Source organism: Halobacteriovorax sp. GFR8 (genome assembly GCF_050955245.1).
In the GTDB taxonomy this organism is placed as follows: Bacteria; Bdellovibrionota; Bacteriovoracia; order Bacteriovoracales; family Bacteriovoracaceae; genus Halobacteriovorax_A.
Genome location: NZ_JBPBLR010000002.1, coordinates 1,824,374 through 1,839,886 on the forward strand (window position 1 = coordinate 1,824,374; position 15,513 = coordinate 1,839,886).

At 36.4% G+C, this 15,513-nt stretch carries 15 protein-coding genes; 11 read left to right on the plus strand and 4 right to left on the minus strand.

Annotation, left to right across the window (positions count from 1 at the left end; translation table 11 throughout):
• Positions 1 to 10: 10 nt before the first annotated feature.
• A complete protein-coding gene (locus tag ACRXC1_RS09150; protein WP_392860280.1) occupies positions 11 to 1,294 on the minus strand; it encodes a winged helix-turn-helix domain-containing protein in 1,284 nt (427 codons plus the stop codon).
• Between the two features lie 199 nt (positions 1,295 to 1,493).
• Here ACRXC1_RS09150 and thrS point away from each other — a divergent pair, with 199 nt between their 5' ends.
• The 11 genes from thrS to ACRXC1_RS09205 all read left to right on the plus strand — a co-directional run bounded on the left by thrS (position 1,494) and on the right by ACRXC1_RS09205 (position 13,372).
• On the plus strand, positions 1,494 to 3,236 hold the full coding sequence (gene thrS / locus ACRXC1_RS09155; RefSeq protein WP_433658222.1) for a threonine--tRNA ligase: 1,743 nt from the start codon (positions 1,494 to 1,496) through the stop codon (positions 3,234 to 3,236).
• Between the two features lie 41 nt (positions 3,237 to 3,277).
• The gene (locus tag ACRXC1_RS09160; RefSeq protein ID WP_433658224.1) at positions 3,278 to 4,267 is read left to right on the plus strand and encodes a D-alanine--D-alanine ligase; all 990 of its coding nucleotides are present in this window, start codon (positions 3,278 to 3,280) and stop codon (positions 4,265 to 4,267) included.
• Positions 4,268 to 4,292: 25 nt separating this feature from the next.
• Entirely contained in the window at positions 4,293 to 7,151 is a 2,859-nt protein-coding gene (locus tag ACRXC1_RS09165; protein WP_433658226.1) for an aminotransferase class III-fold pyridoxal phosphate-dependent enzyme, read from the plus strand.
• A complete protein-coding gene (locus tag ACRXC1_RS09170; RefSeq protein WP_433658228.1) occupies positions 7,151 to 8,233 on the plus strand; it encodes a C45 family autoproteolytic acyltransferase/hydolase in 1,083 nt (360 codons plus the stop codon). Before ACRXC1_RS09165 ends, ACRXC1_RS09170 begins: the two co-directional genes overlap by 1 nt.
• A gap of 26 nt (positions 8,234 to 8,259) precedes the next feature.
• Positions 8,260 to 9,468, plus strand: coding sequence for an aminotransferase class III-fold pyridoxal phosphate-dependent enzyme (locus tag ACRXC1_RS09175; RefSeq protein WP_433658230.1), 1,209 nt, complete (start codon positions 8,260 to 8,262; stop codon positions 9,466 to 9,468).
• Positions 9,458 to 10,153 (plus strand): CoA transferase subunit A, encoded by a 696-nt coding sequence (locus tag ACRXC1_RS09180; RefSeq protein WP_392911999.1) that lies wholly within the window; start codon positions 9,458 to 9,460, stop codon positions 10,151 to 10,153. Before ACRXC1_RS09175 ends, ACRXC1_RS09180 begins: the two co-directional genes overlap by 11 nt.
• 2 nt (positions 10,154 to 10,155) lie before the next feature.
• Positions 10,156 to 10,782: a 3-oxoacid CoA-transferase subunit B gene (locus ACRXC1_RS09185; protein WP_392912001.1), complete on the plus strand. Its 627-nt coding sequence runs from the start codon at positions 10,156 to 10,158 to the stop codon at positions 10,780 to 10,782.
• A 194-nt stretch (positions 10,783 to 10,976) separates the two neighbouring features.
• Positions 10,977 to 11,324 (plus strand): hypothetical protein, encoded by a 348-nt coding sequence (locus ACRXC1_RS09190; RefSeq protein ID WP_433658233.1) that lies wholly within the window; start codon positions 10,977 to 10,979, stop codon positions 11,322 to 11,324.
• A 1-nt stretch (position 11,325) separates the two neighbouring features.
• A complete protein-coding gene (locus ACRXC1_RS09195) occupies positions 11,326 to 12,525 on the plus strand; it encodes a hypothetical protein (protein WP_433658235.1) in 1,200 nt (399 codons plus the stop codon).
• On the plus strand, positions 12,516 to 12,758 hold the full coding sequence (locus ACRXC1_RS09200) for a hypothetical protein (RefSeq protein ID WP_392912006.1): 243 nt from the start codon (positions 12,516 to 12,518) through the stop codon (positions 12,756 to 12,758). The genes ACRXC1_RS09195 and ACRXC1_RS09200 overlap by 10 nt, the downstream gene beginning before the upstream one ends.
• 20 nt (positions 12,759 to 12,778) lie before the next feature.
• Entirely contained in the window at positions 12,779 to 13,372 is a 594-nt protein-coding gene (locus tag ACRXC1_RS09205; protein WP_433658237.1) for an exonuclease domain-containing protein, read from the plus strand.
• On the opposite strand, the gene ACRXC1_RS09210 is transcribed toward ACRXC1_RS09205, so the two are convergent.
• Genes ACRXC1_RS09210 through ACRXC1_RS09220 form a run of 3 tightly spaced genes read right to left on the minus strand, consistent with a single transcriptional unit; the run spans position 13,349 to position 15,506 of the window.
• Positions 13,349 to 14,002, minus strand: coding sequence for a M23 family metallopeptidase (locus ACRXC1_RS09210; protein WP_392912010.1), 654 nt, complete (start codon positions 14,000 to 14,002; stop codon positions 13,349 to 13,351). The two genes, ACRXC1_RS09205 and ACRXC1_RS09210, sit on opposite strands and share 24 nt — an antisense overlap.
• 55 nt (positions 14,003 to 14,057) lie before the next feature.
• Entirely contained in the window at positions 14,058 to 14,816 is a 759-nt protein-coding gene (gene surE / locus ACRXC1_RS09215) for a 5'/3'-nucleotidase SurE (RefSeq protein WP_433658240.1), read from the minus strand.
• Positions 14,817 to 14,840: 24 nt separating this feature from the next.
• A complete protein-coding gene (locus ACRXC1_RS09220) occupies positions 14,841 to 15,506 on the minus strand; it encodes a hypothetical protein (RefSeq protein WP_433658242.1) in 666 nt (221 codons plus the stop codon).
• Positions 15,507 to 15,513: the final 7 nt, after the last annotated feature.

Here is a 15,513-nt window from a genome sequence, read left to right on the forward strand (position 1 = left end):
ATAATGCTAATTAAACTGGAGAACTAATGTCAACGTTCGCAACAGCTTTACCAGCAGTAAGCTTTGTTTCCATTTGATAACGGATCTTAACATCAGGGTTAAAAGTATATCCGTCTTTACCACGAATAATGTACTTTCTTTTCGTATTACTGTTATCCTTAGGCTCAATTAGCTTTCTCAAACGAGAGATTGACGTGTAGATAAGCTTGTCGTGAATAAGTGGGTTGTATTCATCTTTCCAAATCTCACGTGCTAAATCTTCTTTGTCATAAAATGAACCACGATTCTTAGCAAGTAAGAAAAGGATCTCAAGAAGAACAAAGCGATGCTTAAAGTCAATCACACCAATATTCTTTTCTTTTACTTTTCTATTATTACGATCAAGGTAAATATCAACACTTGAATCATTTACTTCATGAATTTCAGCATCAAGTACATTAGTTAGACGTTTAAAAGTTGTTGAATCAACAGCTTGTTTTGCAAGGTTGTAATAAAGTGTTGCTCTATCATAGTCGCCTTTTACTTTTTCAACCTGTCCAATCCCTAAAAGGATATAACCATAAAGGTTCCAACATTTCTTATTTTGAAGAGTGATATTTGCAAGATTAAAATGCTTTAAAGAAGCTTCTACGTCACCCTTAGCAATAAGGATTTTTCCGTAAGTCATATGCATTGATCCACCAAGATATTCCTTATTAATGATTTTTAATAAGTTATCTAGTTGGGCCATATAATCAAGAGATAGATCAAATTCACCTCTATTATAAGCATTATTAGCAAGGGCCAATAGACACTTCGAATGAAGATCTGGATCGTTTTCTTCTTTGGATTTATTATAAGAAAGCTCTAAGTCGCTAAACGCACCAGCAAAGTCATTTCTATATGATTTAATCAAACCAGCGTAATAGAAATACTCAGCTGAAAGACTTCCTAAATTCATCTGTAAATCGTTAATGATATTCTCACTTTGATTTACATACTTAGCAGCTTTCTCATCTTCTAACTTCTCCGCTGCAATCCTAATAAGAAAACTTAGAATTTTTAAAACGCGATAATTATCCTGAGGACACTCAGCACAGTCGATGGCCTTTAAGAAGTTTACTTCGGCCTTATTAAGATCGGCCTTATCATAATGAAGCTTTCCAAGTTGATAATATGCCTTACCAACTTCTAACTTAGTCAAAATATCTTGCGAAGGAATAAGCCCTTCCCCATGACCAAGAAAGCCTAAAACTTCAGTCTTAAAGCCGTCATTTACTTTATTTCCAGATTCTTGTCCCCCGACAATCTGCATATCAACTCCCTATTTCTATTCTGCTGTGAGAATTTTGTGGAATCTTACCACAACATGTTCATAACATGTCATCACGCTGCCCGTCAAAACTCTTTACAATAACTAAAATAATTACATTCAAAATATTGATGAACCCTTTAATTATTTGATATTATGGGCCTTTAAAGTAGGAATTATTCCAAAATTTTATGGAGATTACATGCCCAAGTACGATTTAGACACAATCAGACACTCGAGCGCCCACTTAATGGCGCAAGCAATTTCAAGACTTTACCCTAATGAGAGCGTTCAATTTGGCGTTGGACCTGTTATTGAAAATGGCTTCTACTACGACATTCTGATGGATCGAACCCTGGGCGAGGAAGATCTTCCAAAAATTGAAGATATGATGAAAACGATCATCAAAGAAAAATTACCAATTGAAAGAAAAGTCATGACAAGAACTGAAGCGGTTGATTTCTTCAAGTCTCAAGGTCAGGAACTTAAAGTAGAGCTTATTGAAGCAATCCCAGAGGGGGAAGAAGTTAGCTGCTACTCTCAAGGTGAGTTTATCGACCTTTGTCGTGGGCCACACGTTGAAAATACAAATGACCTTCCACAAGGATTTAAACTACTAAGTATCGCTGGCGCTTACTGGCGTGGAGATGAGAAGCGTGAAGTAATGCAAAGAATTTACGCGGCCTCATTCCAAGACAAGAAACTTCTTAAGCAACACCTAATGATGCTTGAAGAAGCAAAAAAGCGTGACCACAGAAAGTTAGGAAAAGAGCTAGAGCTATTCCACTTTGAGCCTGTTGCTCCAGGTGCTCCGTTCTTCATGCCTAAAGGAACAATCGTTATTAACGAACTTGTTAACTATATTAGAAGACTATACCGTATCTATGAATACGACGAAGTTATCACTCCACAAATCTTAGATAGCTCACTTTGGCATACATCTGGTCACTACGAGCACTATAAAGACGATATGTTCTTTTCTAAGATTGATGATCGCGAGTATGCAGTAAAGCCGATGAACTGCCCATGTCACATGCTAATGTTTAAACACTATAAATATAGCTACCGTGATCTTCCTCTTCGTTATGCAGACTTTGGACGTCTTCATAGAAACGAAAAGGCCGGTGCACTAGCAGGTCTAACTCGTGTACGTTCATTCTGCCAAGATGACGCCCACATCTTCCTAGCACTTGATCAAGTTCAAGAAGAAATTCAAAGAACAATGAAGATGATCTTCACTGCTTACGAGCTATTTGGTTTTGATAATATTACAGTTAACTTATCAACTCGCCCAGAAAAGAAAGCTGGCGATGATAAGACTTGGGATATTGCAGAAAACGCACTTGAGGAAGCGCTAAAGGCTTCAGGTCACGATTATGTAATTAAAGAAGGTGACGGTGCATTCTATGGCCCAAAAATTGATATTGAAGTAGCAGATGCGATTGGACGTAAGTGGCAACTAGGAACAATTCAACTAGACTTTCAACTACCAGATCGCTTTGACCTTAAGTTTACAACAGCAGATGGTGGAGAAGAAAGACCAGTTGTTGTTCACCGTGCCCTACTTGGATCACTTGAAAGATTTTTCGGTGTTTACACTGAGCACGTTGCGGGAGTTTTCCCATTCTGGCTAGCGCCTGAACAAATCGTTATTGTACCAGTTAATAATGATGCTCATGGTGAAGCGGCCCACAAACTTAAAGATCAGTTATTTGCACAAGGTTACCGTGTAAAAGTCGATGATCGTAATGAAACAATGGGATATAAGACTCGCCAAATTCAAAAGTCTAAAATTCCATTCATGTTTGTTATCGGTGATCGCGAAATTGAGAATAATGCTGTAGCAGTACGTAAGCATGGTGCGAAAGGTTCGTTCAATTGGACGAATGCAGAAATGCTTGAGAAACTAGCAGCACTAGATAGTTTAAAATACCCTAAAGCATAAGCTTTAGGGTTTTTTATATTCACTTTTAAAAGAAGGTTTCCATGGAAAGGAAAAATATCTTAATCATATGTGGTGGTGGCTCAACTGAGCATGAGGTCTCTCTTCGCTCAGCAGCTTTCGTAAAAGAACAAGTGGGCCTCATCCAAGAACTCAATCCTATTGTCGTTGAAATGACAAAGTCAGGTGACCTCACTCTAAACGGTCAAAAAGTAAGCCTAAACGGACAAATTCTAGAAACAGCAACTGAAAGACCTTATATTAATTATGTCATTCCAGTTATTCATGGCCCTCCTGGAGAAACGGGAGAAATACAATGCTTTTTAGAAATGCATAAACTACCCTACTTTGGGCCTCGCCATGAAGGAAGTAGTATTTGTTTTAACAAAGTAACAACTAAATTATGGTTTGATCATTTAGGAATTCCAAACACACAATGGATGTCAATTCATAAAGACCTACCTTATGAGCGAAGTGAAGTTGTCGATTTCTTTGAAAAGTCGAATAACGACGTTTTTATAAAGGCCGCAAGTCAGGGCTCTTCAGTTGGCTGCTATCATGTAACAAGCAGAGAAAAATTAACTGATGCTATCAACAAGGCCCTAGAATATAGCGACGACATTCTTATTGAAAGAACACTTAAAGGACGTGAATTAGAGATTGCAGTATTCGAACAAGATGGAAATCTCCATGCTTCTAGACCAGGTGAAATCGTCAATGCAAATGATGAGTTCTATGACTATGAACAAAAGTATAGTGAACAATCAAAGGCCAAGACATTTGTTGAAGCACCGGGCTTAACAAATGAGCAAGTCTCTCAAATGCAAATCATTGCAAAGACAGCATTCAAGTGTCTCAAACTAAGACATCTCTCACGTATCGATTTTTTCTTAAGTGAAGGCAATATCTATTTAAATGAAATCAACACGTTTCCAGGTATGACAAGTATTTCGATGTTTCCGAAGATGCTGGAAAATACTGGACTAAAATTTAGCGATTTTTTAAAAGAGAAGATACTTAAAGAAGTTAGATAATTAAAAATACTCAAGGGTTACAGATATGGAAATCAACTTAATTACAAAAAATAGCCACGAACATGCAAAAGAGAAACTTGCGACAATGTATGAGGATAACTTTACTTCAGCTGAGAAGAAGGAATATATTCCACATCACAAATTCTCTCAAGGCCCTTACCTTGCGATGGAGACAAACGACAAAAACTCGCCAGAATTCCTTCTCGATGCAGCTTCACAAATTGCAACACTTGGTCTTGGTTTTAATGCGACAGCACTCTTTGGTACAACAATGCATGAAAGTGCGTGGACTGGTAATTATCTTGATTCTACATTTATTGAAATAGCTGACTCATTCAGGGCCCTTCTAAGAGACAAGGCCGCAAATGAAAAACTAACACCTATTTTTGTCAATTCAGGTGCAGAAGCAAATGAGGTTGCTCTAATTATGGCCTACAAAAAAAGGGCGCACACAGAAGCAAACCAAATAATTGCGTTTGAAGGCAGCTTCCACGGCCGCTTCCTTTCAACTCTTTTTTCAACTTGGAACCCAAGCAAGCGTGAGCCATATCAAATCGAAGGTCACGAAACGACATTTATTAAATACCCAGAAACCAAAAGTGATCAATTCATTATAGAAATCGATTCAGAATGGACAAAGCTATGGGAAAATCCATTTGCGCAAAACTTTGAAGCAAAACTTGCTAACTTTGAAAAAAATGCAGATGAGTTATTAAAATCAGAAATTGCATCTTTAAAACAGCTTCATGAAGTACTAAAAGAGAATACACACTTTGCAATCCTAGTAGAGCCAATGCAATGTGAGGGTGGCGACCGCTACTCAACAAATCGCTTTCATGTGGCACTTAATCTACTTGTTAAGTCATACAAAGTGTCAGTTATCTATGACGAGGTTCAAACAGGCTTTGGACTAGGACGAGATTTTTTTTGGCACAGAACATTTGACCTTAAAGACTCACAAGGAAATCAACTAAACCCAGAATATATAACTTGTGCAAAAAAGGCCCAGAGTGGAATTGTTCTGACGGAAAATCCATGTTGGGAAAATAATGAATTTCAAACATCCTCTGTTATTAGAGGTTACTATCAAGCGATTGCTATTGATCAATTACGTTACAAAATCGCAGCAATTGAAGAGTATACAAGAACTAAGCTATCAGAACTTGTAAACAAGTGGGATCAACTTTCTTCACCAAGATGCTTTGGTGTTGCTTTTGCTTTTGACTTATCAGATTCAAAAGACATTGCTCCGTTTATTGGAAATCGCTTTGATCTAGGTCTACTCTATTATCAAGCTGGAGATAATACACTACGCTTTAGACTTAACACTGCCTGGACAAATGAAGATATTGACTATCTCTTTGATGCAATCGATGAAATTGCTAATCGTGTTTATAAAGGCAAATCAACTGAACTTAAATATAACCCTAAAACAAAAGTTAACTCTCCAAATGAATATCTATGGCATAATAAACTTGTTGAAGCCTTCAAGGGACAAGTACAAGACAAAGATGCATTTAGCTTTGCTCAAGAGTTTTTCAATAAAGAATTTAATTTAGAAATTATCAAAATTGATGGTGAAAACTTCGATTACTACAAGCATAAAATCGAAGAGATTCAACGTCATACTTACGAACCGACAAGACAAACAAGCATTGAAAAATTTAAGATAATCGCTCATTGCGAGGATTCAATTGCGATTGCTCTACTAAGTGAAACAAAGCAATTAGTAGGTATTTCTTTCGCTGGTAAAATCTCTCACTTCCCACATGAAAGTGGACTAAGGCTCGTAAAGTATTTCAACAACCCTAAAACACTTTATATGTTGGATACAACTATTATAAATATGGAACAGTCTCAAGGAATGGGTAAGTATTTAAAGTATGCGTTAACCCTGCTAGCAAGTGCGAATGGGAATGATTATATCTACGGAAGAAATCGTGACATCCATGCGGGAGCAATGCTTGCAATCAATTGTTCTTTAGGTGCAATTATTGAGATGAGACTTAAAGAAAATTATCTGGATGATGAAGAACATCGAGACGTCATCATCTACCGTCAAAACCTTAAATGGAAAAGTGAAGACTTAAAATATTCAACTTCACCTATTTTAAATACAGCATCTTTCGAGAGTATGCCAACACTAGTTAACAAAGTATGTCTATCAAACTTTATCGACGAGAGTTTCATGGCAAATCTAAAAGAATTTAAAGAAGTTGTGCCAAAGGAACTACAACACTTTTTTACAGCAAGTGGGCATAGTGAATGCGTTGAAAAAATCTTCAAATCAATTTTAATCAAAAATCAAAAACAAAGAACTAAAGTAATCTCTTTTAATCACGACTACTTTGGTAAGCAAAGTTTTATGTCTGCTACTCTTTCTGGTGTCTTAGACTTCTACCCAAATACAAAAGTTGATACTCTAGGACAACTAAAAGAAAAACTTACAACGAAAGAGTACTTAGCGGTTTTCATTGGAGATCTTCTAGTTAATTTCTCTCACGACGAGCTGAAAGAAGTTATAAAAGTAGCACACGACAATGGAACTAAAGTTGTCTTCAATGAGAGTGTATACTTCCACAGTAAAAAGAAGCTCTTTTCAAAAGAGCATGGAATTATCCCTGACGCCAGTTATATTCATATTGCAGGACAGATCGGTATCTGTATGCTTCAAGAAGAAGTTTATGAATCAAGGCCTTTGATGATGATCTCAACATGGGATGGAGATGCTTACGCTCTTTCTCAAGCAGTGGCCTATCTAAAGTCGCCAGTACAGACAAGCAAAGAGTTTAAAATCATCAATGACTCTTCTTACAGTTTCACTCTAAAAGCGCCAAATATTTTTGGTAACCAAACAAGTAAGAAGTGGTATTTTACATGTTAATGACAGATTTAAATCTACCAATATTTAAGTACGATGCTAGTGGCCCATATGAAAATGGGCTAAAGCATGGTGAAGCTTTTAAAGAGGCAATCAAAGAATTAGTTGAAATCCGAACAAACCTCTTATTAAAAAGATCTCCTCACTTAAAAGATAAGCTCGATGAATTTGCACAACTCCAATTTGAAGAAACAATGAAGTTTGATGCTGCCCTAGCACAAGAGATTGAAGGAATAGCTAAAGGAAGTGAGACATCAGTTAGAGATATTATTATTCTCAACAATTATACAGACTTTAGAGACATTCAACTCGATTATGAAAATCAAGATGAAGGCTGTACATCAGTCTCTTATATTGATGAGACTAATAGTATTGCTGCTCAGACATGGGATATGCACCAAAGTGCGAAGAATTACCTCATGCTGATTGATATCGTTGATGAGACTAAAGGCACACGTCAGCTAATTTATACCGTTTGTGGATGCCTAGGGCTAATGGCGGTAAATAATCACGGGCAATTTATTGGCGTTAATAATATTAATGTCGTTGATGGTGTTAATGGAATTATTTGGCCTGCACTTATTAGAAAAGTGGCCCAACAAAACAAACTAGAAGAAATTGGTAAACTTCTTATGGAAGCACCTATTACTTCTGGACACAACTATTTAATTAGTGATGGTAAATCTGCCTATAACTATGAAATTACACCAACGCAAAAAGAAATATTAAATTCTGATCCAAAAGGTTTAATCTTTCATACAAACCACTGTCTTGGTGAAAAGATAAAAACAGTTGAAGATCAAAATAATATTAGTAAAACCACTCATGCAAGATTTAATCTGGTTGATAAATACAAAAATGAGATAAATGATGAAGCTTCCGTTATGAAGCTACTGATGTCCCACGACGGCTATCCCTTATCAATCTGTTCTCACTTTGCACCAGAAGGAGCAAAGGACCCATCTCAGACTTGCGGAGGGGCATTATTTAATTATCAGACTCAAGTATTTAAGGCCTGGAGAGGCTGTAAAAAATATGACACAAATTTTGAATATGTAGAAATTCATCTACCCCTAATTTTATGAAAAATTAGATTTTAAAGTGAGAGTTTATGGCCCACCTACCTTTTTTTCACACATGGACAAAACAAAACCAGGCCAAGAAAATCGACATCTACAAAACGTTTGAATGGGGCTACCTCACACCTGAAGGAAAGAAAATTTTTGACCTTTCCTCTGGTAGTTACCACCAATCGTTTGGTATTCGAAATAAGCAAATAGAAAGTGCTATGATCGATCAAATCCAAAATATGCCAATGGCCATTCCTAAGTGCCAATATAGTTTAAAAAACTCAGTGTCTCAAAAACTTCTAGACTTCATTGGAATTGATGGGCGAATTTTTTACACAACTTCGGGTGCAGAATCAAATGAAAATGCCATAAAAATGGCAAGACAAATAACAGGTCGACAATTCATTCTCTCATGTGAAACATCGTACCATGGTGCCACTTTAGGGGCCTTAGCTTTGACAGGAGATTGGCGCCGCGACGGTGCCGGTATCCCATCAAACTTTCATGCATTCATTCCTAATTTCTTTAATGACCCAGACTTAACTAGAACAAGAGAAACGATCAATAAAATAGGAAGCACTAATATCGCAGCTATCTGCCTTGAAGTAATAACAGGTGGAAACGGCGTATTTATCCCACCGCAAAGTTATTATGATGAACTTTCTAAGCTTTGCCAAGAAACAGGAATAAAGCTAATCCTAGATGAAGTTGTTTGTGGTTTTGGACGTACAATAACTAATTTCGGTTTTCAAAACTTCAAAAATCTAAGGCCTGACTTTATTACGCTTGCAAAGAATATCTCAGGAGGATTTTTTCCATTTGGAGCAGTTTTTGTTAGTGAAGAGAATGCATCATTCTTTGATGATAATACTCTAAGTTGTGGACTAACAAATGCAGGCCATCCAATTGGACTGCGTATACTTGATGAAATTCTAACATTAATTGCAGATCTAGATTTTATCAAAACAAGAGATAAGAACTTTCAATTGTTAAGTACATTTAAACAGCAGGTTGAAAATTCAAAATCTTTCTCTGGTGTAAGGCATATTGGTCTTCTTATGGCCATCGATCTTAATGATAATATTATTGAAACTAACCAATTATGGAATAAGTTAATCGATAATGGCATATTTATTAATATGACGAACCGATCACTTATACTTTGTCCGTACTTAAACTACTCTCCTCTTGAGTTAGAAAATTGCTTAAATAAATTATTAAAAATAATCGAGGACTCACATGTACAGTAAAATATTTCCAAGTGCCAAAGAGGCGCTTAAGGATGTAACAAGCGGTTCAACAATTATGAGTGGAGGCTTTGGCCTTTGTGGAATCCCTGAAAACTCAATTAATCAATTAGCTCAAATGGAATTAAATGACCTAAAAGTCATCTCAAATAATATTGGGAACTCAGGGCGAGGCCTTGTGAAGCTTTTAAAAAAGAAAATGATTTCAAAAGGCTTCTGTTCTTATGTGGGAGGAAATCCCGACCTTGAGGCGGCCATGTTTGCAAACGAAATTGAAATCGAACTCGTACCACAAGGAACACTTAGTGAAAGAATTAGAGCAGCAGGAATGGGGATCCGTGCCTTCTACACACCGACAGGCTACGGAACCGAAGTGGCCGAAGGAAAAGAAGTAAAGAAGTTTGATCGTCCTTGTATTCTAGAAGAAGCTCTTTACGCAGACTTTGCAATTATCAAGGCCCAAAAAGCTGATCCATATGGAAATCTATGGTTTAAGGAAACTGCACGTAACTTTTCTCCTCTCATGGCCATGGCCGCAAAGACAACAATTGTTGAAGTTGAGGAGATTGTCGAGCTCGGTGATATAAGGCCTGAAGATGTCCATATCCCAGGCGTCTTTGTTCAACGTGTTTATCAAGGTACTGATTATGAGAATGCTATTGAATTCTTAAAAACGAGGGAGTCTTAGTTATGTGGACAAAAGAGCAAATGGCAAAGGAAGTAACGACTCTTTTCAAAGAGAATTCAACAATAAACTTAGGAATTGGCCTACCTACAATAATTCCATCACAGCTACCAAGGAATCATAGTTATATCATTCATAGTGAAAATGGCGTTCTTGGAGTTGGAGACAACCCAACAGAATCTGAAGTATCGGCAACATTAATAAATGCCGGTAAAGAAACGATTACTGTTGAAAAAGGAGCCAGCTTCTTTGATAGTTCCATGAGCTTTGGAATGATCAGAGGAGGCCATATCGATTTTTGTGTCCTTGGAGGCATGGAAGTTGATACGCAAGGATCACTTGCTAACTGGAAGATCCCTGGCAAGAAAATAACCGGAATGGGTGGCGCAATGGATCTAGTAAATGGTGCCAAAAATATCATTGTAATGATGAGACACTTCAGTAAAACTGGTGAGCCAAAACTTTTACCACAATGTAGTCTGCCACTTACAGGAAAGAGTGTTGTTGATTATGTTGTAACTGAATGCGGAAGTTTTAAAGTTGAAAATGAAAAATTTAAAGTTTTGAATTTAGCAGATGGAATAACAATTAAAGAATTAAATAAGAGTTTTGATAACGAAATTTTTGAATAAAAAAAGAGGGCCCTGCAACTGGCCCTCCATTTTTTCGGCTTCATGCCTATCTCTTGCTACGACATCCTGTCGATCAATTAAATTATAACGCACAATAATGAAAAAAGCAGAAAAAAAATAAATGGGTAAACATTTCCATTTAACAATAAGGACGTTTATAATTAAACGTAATCACAAAAACTTACGGGGAATAGATGAGTATTTTCAACAGGAATAAAGCGCCAAATAACAAACAAACTTTTACGTATTTTATTCCTTCTCCACCGGCCAGAACGACACCATATCAAGAAAAAGCATTTGATCAGGTAACTCAATTCTTAAACTCAAAAGAAATGGCCTATAATATTACCCACACAGCTGTTAATGAGAAAGGTCTTTGGATTATTGTCGAGATCTCTGGAAGACAAGAAGTTGTAACGAAAGTAATACAAGAGCTTAATGATTCATTTAATTCAAATAATATTGGAGCTAATGATCCAGAGCTTGAAATATATTACGAAGAAAATGAAGAGTTTCATAAAGATGACAATTACAAAGCTTAAAATGAATAGATTTAAAAATTTGATATTGCTAATACTAGCAACGACTGCAATAACTAGTTGCTCCGAGGTTGAAAAGAAACTCAATACTTCACAAAGTATCAACCACACATGTCCAATTGTTGAAAAGAATAATAATATTCTATTAGATAATGAAAAAAATGAACAAGAAGTTAGCAAGCTCATTAGTTCTAAATCTAGTAACTCTAGTTATCGCAATCAAATATTAAACTTTACTCTATCGCAACTTTACTTCGCACCACATGCGACGACACTAAACTCTCACACCCTACTCATTGCAAAGGTTGCAGGAAAAGAATTTTTTATCAATAGTATTCCACAGAAGCAAAATGATTTTGCCTTTATGAATGCTGTTTCTCAAATGGCCAAATTTTACAAAAAACCATTATCCATAAGATCAAGACTAAGACTAATTGAGAGTAACTTGAGTGAATATGTCTATGCTTCAAAGTCACTCGAACAATATATTAAAGATAATCAGGCAGAACTATTCAAAAACAAAGCTCTTAAGAGATTGTACTTTCGCGGGGCCCAAGGAGTTCGAGAAAACGAGTTATTTGCAAGACTTAGCTACCTAAAGAGACTTAACAAACTAACAAAGTACACAAAAAATCATAATAGCATCAGTAGTTACAACTCTAACTATCTGTTCAGAAGAGGTAACTATAGCTGTTCATTTGACTCTAAATTACATGACTCAAAAATGGCGATTTTAAAGAGGCCTAAAAAGTCATACTACAATACATTCTCTCATTACAAAGATAAGAATAACTACGTTATTGGTGTGACAAGTTCCCTCCCAGAAATTGGAGACTCAATTGGAGATGTTCTTTTATCAAATTTTGAAAATGATAATTACACAGCACTATGTATAAGTGAGCAGAATCAAGGTAGAAGATACCTTCTTTTAATGAATGGCATTACTTATAATGCTCAAGTCTTAACCGAGCTTATTAATAATTTCCCTCAGGTTGCAAATGCTCAAGACTATATGAATACAAAAAGATCACTTGTCCTTCAAAATCCAAAAAGAACAATTTCCGAAATCTATGGAGTGACACAAAATGAGCAGGGCACTGCTCAATACTATACTCCAGCACTTGGAAACCTTACGATACTTGAGCTTAACAATGGATTAAGTACTTACAAAGATCCTAGAAATGGTCAACTTACATGCAAGTAACACTAAACGGCAAGGCTTCACAAAAGTCTTGGACATTGCCTGTTAATGAAGCTGACATGAACTTAACAGTACTTGAGTTCTTAAGAAGTAAGGAAATACCAGTGGCCTCAAGCTGTAATGGAGAGGAAGTGTGCAGACTCTGTATCATTAATGATGACCTATTAGCTTGTGCCCTACTAGTCAAAGATATCATTCAAAAGTATAATTCAATTATTACTATTTCATATTTATAAACTTTAAAAAGGGAAAAACTATGCGTTATTTATCATTCGATATTGAAGCTACAGGATTAGAAGAAAAAGACTTAATCATCGAATTTGCAATGGTTCCCTTTTGTGCAAAAACAAAAACAATAAATAAAGAACTAAAAAAACACTTCTATATAAAGTGCCCTAGCTTTGAAGAGCTCAAGCCTAATTTAAATCAATGGGTCATTGATCACAATAAAGAATTAATCGATAAGGCCCACACTGACGGCCTAACACTCGAAAGGTTCAAGCAAGAACTTATTAACTATTTTGAGTCTGAAGAAGTTAAAGATTATTTTGGAAATAAGAAAGTTACATTATTTGGTAAGTCCATGAGTGCAATAGATCTACCATTCATGACTAGAGACCTTGGTTGGGACTTTATGAGAAAATACTTTGAACACCGCCAACTCGACCTCTCATGTATTGCTTACGGCCTAATTGATATGGAATTAATACCTGCTGAATGTGAATCGGGCTCAAAGCTTATGAAGTTTTTAAATATGGGAGATGTTGCCCATACAGCACTTGAAGACGCAGTTAACACTGCACTAATGTACTTTAAGTTATTAGATCTAGTGCTTGTGAAAAAACTCTAATGGGTCAAAGGCCTTAGAATCGTGTCTAATCTCAAAGTGTAAGTGGTCACCTGTCGACTTACCAGTATTACCTACTGCTGCAATCACCTGGCCACGAGCAACCTTTTGACCTTTTCTTGTGTAATTTTTATGATTATGTGCATAGATAGTAAAAAACCCGCCAACATGTGAAACAACAGTAATATTCCCGTAACCAGACTTGCGTCCACTGAAGACTACAACACCTGCATCAGCTGATACAACATAGGTTCCCTTGCGAGCGGCAATATCAATCCCTTCATGTGGTCTTCCCCAACGATGTCCATAACCAGATGTTACACGATTAGATGAAGGAACCGGCCAAAGAAAACGAGAACTCTTGCGAAGTTTTTGATAATTGATTGAAGAGATTGTTCTACCTTCAACTCGATTATAAAGAATTCCATTTTTATAAGGTAGAAAAATAGTATCACCCTTCTTAAAAGCTGCACCCTTATTAAATTCTTCAATTTGCCATTGTGGAATATTAAAAATATCTGCCAGTTTCTCAGCATTATAATTATCTGTTAGCTTAATATAGCGGCCATTTTTAAGGGTCGTACAACTAAGTATCGTCAGTAATGTCGCAAGAAATAGCAATGACTTCTTCATTTGTCCTCATTCGTTTAAATCTTGAATGGGGACAAATTTAATCAACTAATAGAAATTACTTGGAAATTTTTGCCGCCCATTCATGGAATACATCGGACGAAAAATTCAAAAGGTTTAGGAAAGAAAACGAAATATTTCCGTTCATGATCGCATGGTGATCTGAAGTAGTGTCAGGATCGATCTCTAAAGGCGATCCACCAATCCAAAAATACTGGCGGCCCATTTGATCTACCCTTTCATACACTTCCTCACTGTATCTTCTCATTTGAGGAGTTGTCCAAACGATTTCACCGACATCATTGGCCGACATATTTGGTACATTAATATTTAAAAGTGAGCACTCTGGCATTTCTAAAAGCGTATCGGACTTATCTTTTACTAAGCTTCTAACGATCTCAGCGGCCGTCTGAAAGTGTCTGACCTCATCATTTGATCTCATTACTGTTGAAACAGCAATGGCCCTAATTCCTTGAAATACGGCCTGCCTTGCGGCACCGACAGTTCCTGAATAATAGATATCTTGTCCAAGATTAGCACCATGGTTAATTCCTGAAATAACAAGGTCTGGCCTAAAGTCTAAAACAGAATTAATTCCAATTAAAACGCTATCAGCAGGGTAACCATTACAACTAAATGTATAGTCATTTATTTTTTCGACTCTAATTGGATCGTGAAGAGTTAGGGCCTGGGAAGTCGCTGAGCGCTCTTTATCTGGAGCAACAATAGCAACATTGGCAATATCTTTTAGGCTTTCATAAAGACACTGAATTCCTTCAGCAGAGTATCCATCATCGTTTGAGAGTAAAATATTCATAGATTATTTATTCATCAAAAGCTATTAAATAGCAAGGGCCTTTATCGTAGCGCCAAAGTATTCTGATAACTTAGGAACATCGATATTACGATAGCATCGTTCAACTTGTGATGAAATCTCATACTTAAGATAGTCAGGATCAAGTTGCTCAATAATTCCAATTGAAAGGTTTGAGTCCCAATTTAACTTAACACCTATCTCAAACTTCTCATTCTTAGTGGCCATCACTTTTGTATAGAAATTCACAATAAAAGCATTAAGCTGGCCTTGATCTGCCATACGATGAATATCTTCATATGAGAAAACAACACTTTGACATAAATGAGATTGTATCTTTTCGTAAACTTGAGAATCTGAAATATCGAAAATAATAGAAAATGGTCTACCGGCCCTCTCCAATTCTTCTTTAGAGTGCAGTCCACTTTGGCCGTAGTTTATTCTAATATTAGGATGTATTTTTGAGACTTGTTCAATGACCAAATCAATAATAACTGGAGAATCGTTTTCAAAGTGAAGTTCAACAATATCTTCAAGTTTAAGCAGAGACTCTCTTAAAAGCTCTTCAATGACATAACCCTGAATGAAGTTAAAGCTTCTTGGCCTAAAGTCAAAACCATAGACTCCCTTTGCCATTTCATTGGCAAATTTAAAACCTCTTTTATCGTATATACCTTCAAGTACAAATCTCATCTTAATA

What these genes read in the sequence shown, in the direction of transcription:
- ACRXC1_RS09150 (WP_392860280.1), bottom strand. Translation starts at nt 1,294, where the DNA reads ATGCAGATTGTCGGGGGACAAGAATCTGGAAATAAAGTAAATGACGGC.
- thrS (WP_433658222.1), top strand. Translation starts at nt 1,494, where the DNA reads ATGCCCAAGTACGATTTAGACACAATCAGACACTCGAGCGCCCACTTA.
- ACRXC1_RS09160 (WP_433658224.1), top strand. Translation starts at nt 3,278, where the DNA reads ATGGAAAGGAAAAATATCTTAATCATATGTGGTGGTGGCTCAACTGAG.
- ACRXC1_RS09165 (WP_433658226.1), top strand. Translation starts at nt 4,293, where the DNA reads ATGGAAATCAACTTAATTACAAAAAATAGCCACGAACATGCAAAAGAG.
- ACRXC1_RS09170 (WP_433658228.1), top strand. Translation starts at nt 7,151, where the DNA reads ATGACAGATTTAAATCTACCAATATTTAAGTACGATGCTAGTGGCCCA.
- ACRXC1_RS09175 (WP_433658230.1), top strand. Translation starts at nt 8,260, where the DNA reads ATGGCCCACCTACCTTTTTTTCACACATGGACAAAACAAAACCAGGCC.
- ACRXC1_RS09180 (WP_392911999.1), top strand. Translation starts at nt 9,458, where the DNA reads ATGTACAGTAAAATATTTCCAAGTGCCAAAGAGGCGCTTAAGGATGTA.
- ACRXC1_RS09185 (WP_392912001.1), top strand. Translation starts at nt 10,156, where the DNA reads ATGTGGACAAAAGAGCAAATGGCAAAGGAAGTAACGACTCTTTTCAAA.
- ACRXC1_RS09190 (WP_433658233.1), top strand. Translation starts at nt 10,977, where the DNA reads ATGAGTATTTTCAACAGGAATAAAGCGCCAAATAACAAACAAACTTTT.
- ACRXC1_RS09195 (WP_433658235.1), top strand. Translation starts at nt 11,326, where the DNA reads ATGAATAGATTTAAAAATTTGATATTGCTAATACTAGCAACGACTGCA.
- ACRXC1_RS09200 (WP_392912006.1), top strand. Translation starts at nt 12,516, where the DNA reads ATGCAAGTAACACTAAACGGCAAGGCTTCACAAAAGTCTTGGACATTG.
- ACRXC1_RS09205 (WP_433658237.1), top strand. Translation starts at nt 12,779, where the DNA reads ATGCGTTATTTATCATTCGATATTGAAGCTACAGGATTAGAAGAAAAA.
- ACRXC1_RS09210 (WP_392912010.1), bottom strand. Translation starts at nt 14,002, where the DNA reads ATGAAGAAGTCATTGCTATTTCTTGCGACATTACTGACGATACTTAGT.
- surE (WP_433658240.1), bottom strand. Translation starts at nt 14,816, where the DNA reads ATGAATATTTTACTCTCAAACGATGATGGATACTCTGCTGAAGGAATT.
- ACRXC1_RS09220 (WP_433658242.1), bottom strand. Translation starts at nt 15,506, where the DNA reads ATGAGATTTGTACTTGAAGGTATATACGATAAAAGAGGTTTTAAATTT.